Genomic DNA, 6,061 nt, shown 5'->3' on the forward strand with positions numbered 1-6,061 from the left:
TCGTCCAGGCTCATGGTGGTCTGGCTGAACAATGTCAGCCGCCCGGGTATATCTTTCTTACGGAGTTCCTCCAGCGAGTCGAATACTACGGCCTGATTGCCGCTCTGGCCGTTTAATCCGATAACCTCCGGGTGGTTGTGCTTGCCAAATATAAAAATGTTTTCCCCGTTCTCGTGTGCCTTCCTGATGTCCCTTTGAAGTTTCAGTATGATCGGACAGGAAGCATCCACGATACGGTTGTCATGTTCCCGGGCTTTGCTGTATCTTTCGGGAGGTTCTCCGTGGGCGCGGAACAGGATGTTTTTGTGTTTGAACTTTGGCAGATCTTTATGACTGATGGTGGTCAGACCTTTCTTTTTTAAGCGGTTCACCTCTTCTTCATTGTGCACGATCTGCCCCACACAATAAACCTCCTCTCCCTGATCGAGGAGCTCTTCCGCTTTCTTTATCGCTTTGACGACGCCAAAACAAAATCCCGATCGGTCATCTATTTCCGTTTTGAGCCTGAGCCTGCCTTTTCCGGTCATATTGTTTGAAAATTTCGTACAGAGAGAAATTGATAAACAGCAAACTTAATAAATATACCGCATCTTCAACAGGTATGCTGTAAATTCTTAAACTCAGATTTTCTTCATTGTTGTACAATACTACCGGTAATTTTGTTAAAACCCCGTTGATGATAAAAAATGGAATCAATGATACCAGGTATCCCTTGAAAAAATTGCTCAGGTGAACTGCAATATGCTTTTTGTTGGCGATAATGAACAATATAACGGAAGCCAGTATGAAACTGACAAAGGTATAACTCAGATGGACTGTCAACAGGCCTGCAAGGAACAAAAAGAAAGCCAGGAAGAGAGTTGTCTGGCGTATAAAGCGGAATGTGACCCTTCCTGCAAAGTATATCACCGTTTCATAAATAAAGAAACAGGCATAGGGGATGATGAGGAAAAACAACCACTCTTCGAGGGGCAAGCCGAGCATGTTGACCCCAATGGTATGATCGGAACTGAATGACCAGATATGGTGGTTTTCAAAAATGATGTCCCATATTAGAAAAGGAATCGCGGTGATGATGATAGCCGGTATGATGTATTTCAGTTTTGTATAGAACCGAATTCTGCTTTCAAAGCTTTTTGCCAGTGGGTATGCTATTGCAATCAGCAATAAGAACAGGTATGTGAAATTACTGTATTCCATTGTATTTAAAACAGGTTCATTGAATTGCGTAAATAAGCCTGTAAAAGCAAGGAGATTTTCCGGCTGTTGGGAATTCTGATCCTACCACTCATGAGTACATTGGGTTCTGATTTTCGGATTTTACGGAACAGTCTTTGATAATATATATAAGCCAGATAAACTCCAAAGCGCGCTCTTTTATTGAGTATTTTGATTCCCTGGTAAGCTTCATCAAAATCATGCTGGATCTCCTGTTCAATCCTTCTTTTTACTTCAGCGGAGAATCCGTTGTTACTGATGTCGGCAAAGTAAATCCTTTCCCTGTCGGAATAGTCGCTTTGAATATCCCGAAGAAAGTTTACCTTCTGAAAGGCTTCTCCCAGTTTACGGGCGTGGTATTTCAAAAACTCATATTGCTCATCGTCATCATAATAAAAGACCCTTAGACACATAAGTCCTACTACTTCAGCAGATCCGTATATATAATCTGTTACTTCGGATTTTTCGTAATTGTGGTTATAAAGATCCATCCGCATGCTTTCCAGAAAAGCGTCGATATGCTCCCGTTCTATACCATATTTGTTGACAGTCATCTGAAAACTGTCCAGTATCGGATTGGTGCTGATTCCCCTTTCTATGGCCCTGTAAGTTTCATGGATGAATTCTTCTAGCATTTCCTCCTGGGGATAGCCGAAAAAGGTATCTACAATCTCATCGGCATAACGTACATAACCATAGATAGCGAAAATCGGGTCGCGTATTTTCCTGCTTAGCATCCTTACACCAAGGGAGAAGGATGTGCTGTAATTCATGGTGGTCAATCTACTTAACTGCAGGTTGTTTTTTGTGTACAGATCTCTGCTCATGATTTATTCTTTTGGTTACAAGTTGTGAACTGATAACAGCCATTGGCAATCCCGTACCGGGAACCGTGGATGATCCCACGTAGTATACATTCTTAAATTTTTCATCCCTGTTGTTGGGCCGTAAGCCACCTACCTGGGTGAGGTCGTGGGCCAGGCCGAGTCCGCTTCCCTTATATAGATTGAACATGTTTTTCCAGCTCACCGGATCAAGGATGGTTTTTGACACCAGGTTGGCACTGATGTCATAACCGATCCTTTCCGAAAGGTCGTTGATGATGTTGCCGGCTAGCTCTTCCCGGTCGCTCCAGTCGGGTTTATACCTCAGGTCAGGTACCGGACAGAGGACAAACAGTGCTTCATGTCCGGGTGGCGCGGTGTTTTCATTATGTCTGGAAGGTACGTTCAGGTAATAATAAGGCTTCTCCAGACTGATGCTGTTTTTAAATATTTTTCCGGCATATTCCTCAAAATTGTTCCCCAGAAAATAGTTATGGTGATGTATATTATCCAGCTTTCCTTTAACGCCGAGGTACATAGTAAAAGGAGCAAGGGTCCATTTCTTTCGGTACAGCTTCTCTTCACGGTATTGTTTGCGGTTGAATATCTTTCCCCGGAACCAGGCAGCATCTGAGTTCACTACGAAAAGATCGGCGTCCAGACGGTTACCACGGTGATCAATGAATCCCTTCACTTTTCCGTTTTCTTCATAATAATCTACAATTTCTGTATTGTAACGGATGGCAATATCCTGTTTTTGCATTTCTTCAAGCAGGCCTTCCACAATTTTGTACATGCCACCCTTTACATTATAATAACCGTCGTGTTCCAGCTCGGTATAGGTAAGCATGCTGAAAACCGCCGGCGTATCAAAAGGAGTGGCGCCAAGGAAAAATGCCACCAGAGAAAAGATGACTTTCACTTCGTAAGAGGTAAAATATTTTTCCATTTCTTTCCACATGCTGTGGAACATCTTCGGTGCATTCCTTATGGGAACTTTGGTGAGCTGAAAAAGATATTCCGGCAGACTTCTGAAATTTTTCTTTATGACGCGGTATTCGGTGTCATGGTAGATTGCACCTGCACTTTTAAGAAATTTCCTCATTTTATCGGCGAAGCCGGGTTCGATGTCTCTGAACTCCCGGGCCAGTTTGTCGATGTCTTTATATATGGTGAAAAATCTTTCGGAACCGGTAAAATTGACCTGGTATAAAGGATCGAGCTCCACAAATTCGAAGGGCATATCCATGTTCATATAATCTATAAATTCCCTGAATTCATAGCTCATGCTGAAAAAAGTAGGGGCCAGGTCAAAGGTGAATCCATCTTTTTTCAGTTGATTTAACCTTCCCCCTGCCTGGTGATATTTTTCTACCATTTCAACCTCATAGCCGTCTTTTGCCAGTCTTAAGGCTGTAGTTAAACCTCCCAGACCCGAACCGATAATAAGCACTTTCTTTTTCATTTAATATAAATTACGTATTTTCGTAAGTAACAAAATTCGGTGTTTCCTTGTTTAAAAAATAATATTTAATTTTAAACAATTTTTTTTAAATCATTTGATTGTAAGGTAAAAAAATTTTTATAAATGAAAAAGCATGTCGGGATCATTGGAGCGGGGATTGGTGGATTGGCTTCAGCAATACGTCTTGCCTCGGATGGATTTCGGGTTACTGTGCTGGAAAAAAATGAAAAAGCCGGAGGTAAGCTGGGTGAACTGAGAGAAGATGGCTATCGTTTTGATACAGGCCCTACTGTTTTTACCATGCCTGAATTGGTTAATGAGTTGTTTCTGAAAGCAGGCAAAGATCCTTCCGAATATTTTACCTTTCAATCGCTGGACCAAAGCTGCCGGTACTTTTATGAAGACGCTACCACGATTGACGCATATTCTGATCAAAAGCTATTTGCAGAAGAACTGGCTGCGAAAACCGGCGAATCTGAACAGAAAATTCTCCGGTTCCTGAAAAAAAGCAATAATTTATACGATCTCACAGCCAATGTTTTTTTGTTTAATTCCATTCATGATCCCCGGAATTTGTTGAATAAAGACAGCCTGAAGGCCCTGATGAATTTTCACAAGCTTGATGCATTTAAAACCATGCATGAAGTGAATCAAAAGTGGTTTAGCAGTGAAAAGGTGGTACAGCTCTTTGACCGTTATGCCACCTACAACGGCTCCAGCCCCTACCGGGCACCGGGTACGTTAAATGTCATTCCTCATCTGGAGCACAATATGGGCGTATATTTTCCTGTAAAAGGAATGTATTCCATAGTTGAGGCTTTACAGAAACTGGCTGAATCACAGGGTGTGGAATTTCGTTTCGGTATGCCGGTTGAACGGGTAGAGACGGGGGATAATGAGGTAGAAAAGGTGATTACAAATCGGGAAGAATACCGGTTTGATTATGTAGTGAATGATTCCGATGTACATTACTTTTATTCCCATTTATTAGGAAATCAAAAATTCCTGCGAAAACACCTCAAACCGGAAAAGTCCTCCTCGGCCCTGATCTTTTTCTGGGGCGTCATGAACCGTTTTTCCAATCTGAAGATGCATAATATTTTGTTTTCGGGAGATTATAGAGCGGAATTTCACCATCTGTTCAATCGCAAACTCATCTACAAAGATCCTACCGTGTATATCTTTATAAGTTCTAAGGCCATTAGCGAAGATGCACCTGTTGGCAGCGAAAACTGGTATGTGATGATCAATGCTCCGGAAAACACCGGGCAGAACTGGACGAAGCTTATAAAAAATGCAAGAAGGAATATTGTATTAAAAATTAACCGGATGCTGGGGATCAATATTGAACGATTCATTGCAACGGAAAGGGTAATGTACCCCGGAACCATTGAGGAAAATACATCCGCCTGGCACGGTTCGCTTTACGGGAACAGCTCCAACGGAAAATACGCCGCATTTTACCGCCATCCGAATTTTAGCAAAAAATACAAAAACCTTTTCTTCACCGGCGGAAGTGTGCATCCCGGTGGAGGCATACCCCTTTGCCTGGCTTCCGCGAAAATCGTTGAAGATAAAATTAAGGGGAAATGAAAAATACGGAACACAAGCCCATTCTTGTGGCGAGGATTTTCCTGTTTGTCATTTATTTCATTGGGATTATCGGGATCAGCATACCTTCTTTGCGTGGCCTTTATGTGCCATTGACACCCTATACCCTTCTTATAAGCGCAGTGATATTGTTTGCCTTTCACGGGAGTTGGAACCTCCGGTTTGCCGGCGCAATAATTTTAATTGCCCTGGCAGGATTCGCAGTGGAAGCGATCGGTGTTCATACCGGAGTAGTTTTTGGGGAGTATTCTTATGGCCCGGTTCTCGGCCTGAAGGTAGCTGAGATACCCGCGATCATCGCGCTAAATTGGGCCATACTGATTTATTGCAGTTATTTTCTCGCAGAAAGAATTTCTCAGAAAGTCCTGCTCAAATTAGCAATAACGGCCATCCTGATGGTGGGCATGGATTTTCTTATCGAGCCTGTGGCCATTGCTTTGGATATGTGGAGTTGGGAAGCCTCTGTTCCTCCCTTGCAGAATTATGCCGCCTGGTTTGCCATATCATTCCTGTTTGCAGGATTATTTCATATTATGAAGGTGAAGACATTGAACCCGTTGGCAGCTTATTTGTTTCTCTTTCTGGTGATGTTTTTTGGAACATTGAATTTGACGCTGTGAAGGCTGAGGCTAAATGAGGCTGAGGCTAAGGCTAAGGCGAAGGGGAAGAAAGGAAGAAGACGAGAACTGGGAAGAGGAGAAGAGGAGAAGAAGGGAAGACGGGAAGACGGGCACAGGGAGGAGGGATAGTAGTGAGTTTTGAGTAGTGAGCGGATAGTGCACTAAAGCAGTAAACACTAAACAGTATGCAGCGATATAGCTACAGCTACAGCAGTAGAGACGCAATGCTTGCGTCTCGGAGATTGGGGCACGACGGAACGACTGCACGACTGCACGAAAGAACGACGGCACGAAAGAACGACAGCACGACAGCACGACGGAAC

The 6,061-nt window shown here is 43.0% G+C and carries 6 protein-coding genes; 2 read left to right on the top strand and 4 right to left on the bottom strand.

Annotation, left to right across the window (positions count from 1 at the left end):
• The 4 genes from KGY70_15670 to crtI (KGY70_15685) form a co-directional block, all read right to left on the bottom strand.
• The coding region (locus KGY70_15670; protein MBS3776635.1) for a 4-hydroxy-3-methylbut-2-enyl diphosphate reductase at positions 1-527 on the bottom strand (527 nt) is incomplete at its 3' end.
• Complete coding sequence (locus tag KGY70_15675; protein MBS3776636.1) at positions 484-1,200, bottom strand: lycopene cyclase domain-containing protein; 717 nt, start codon at positions 1,198-1,200, stop codon at positions 484-486. The genes KGY70_15670 and KGY70_15675, both read right to left, overlap by 44 nt.
• Positions 1,201-1,205: 5 nt before the next feature.
• Positions 1,206-2,045, bottom strand: coding sequence for a phytoene/squalene synthase family protein (locus KGY70_15680; protein ID MBS3776637.1), 840 nt, complete (start codon positions 2,043-2,045; stop codon positions 1,206-1,208).
• Positions 2,002-3,507 carry a phytoene desaturase gene (gene crtI / locus KGY70_15685; protein MBS3776638.1) on the bottom strand — a complete coding sequence of 502 codons (1,506 nt, stop codon included), beginning with the start codon at positions 3,505-3,507 and terminating at the stop codon, positions 2,002-2,004. The genes KGY70_15680 and crtI (KGY70_15685) overlap by 44 nt, the downstream gene beginning before the upstream one ends.
• 123 nt (positions 3,508-3,630) lie before the next feature.
• Here crtI (KGY70_15685) and crtI (KGY70_15690) point away from each other — a divergent pair, with 123 nt between their 5' ends.
• Positions 3,631-5,100 (top strand): phytoene desaturase, encoded by a 1,470-nt coding sequence (gene crtI, locus KGY70_15690; GenBank protein MBS3776639.1) that lies wholly within the window; start codon positions 3,631-3,633, stop codon positions 5,098-5,100.
• Positions 5,097-5,738: a carotenoid biosynthesis protein gene (locus KGY70_15695; GenBank protein MBS3776640.1), complete on the top strand. Its 642-nt coding sequence runs from the start codon at positions 5,097-5,099 to the stop codon at positions 5,736-5,738. Before crtI (KGY70_15690) ends, KGY70_15695 begins: the two co-directional genes overlap by 4 nt.
• The last annotated feature ends 323 nt before the right edge of the window (positions 5,739-6,061 follow it).

It is taken from the genome of Bacteroidales bacterium, from assembly GCA_018334875.1.
GTDB lineage: Bacteria > Bacteroidota > Bacteroidia > Bacteroidales > UBA12077 > JAGXLC01.

Coding starts and splice junctions, on each gene's coding strand:
- crtI (MBS3776638.1), bottom strand. CDS start 3,507: ATGAAAAAGAAAGTGCTTATTATCGGTTCGGGTCTGGGAGGTTTAACT.
- KGY70_15680 (MBS3776637.1), bottom strand. CDS start 2,045: ATGAGCAGAGATCTGTACACAAAAAACAACCTGCAGTTAAGTAGATTG.
- crtI (MBS3776639.1), top strand. CDS start 3,631: ATGAAAAAGCATGTCGGGATCATTGGAGCGGGGATTGGTGGATTGGCT.
- KGY70_15675 (MBS3776636.1), bottom strand. CDS start 1,200: ATGGAATACAGTAATTTCACATACCTGTTCTTATTGCTGATTGCAATA.
- KGY70_15695 (MBS3776640.1), top strand. CDS start 5,097: ATGAAAAATACGGAACACAAGCCCATTCTTGTGGCGAGGATTTTCCTG.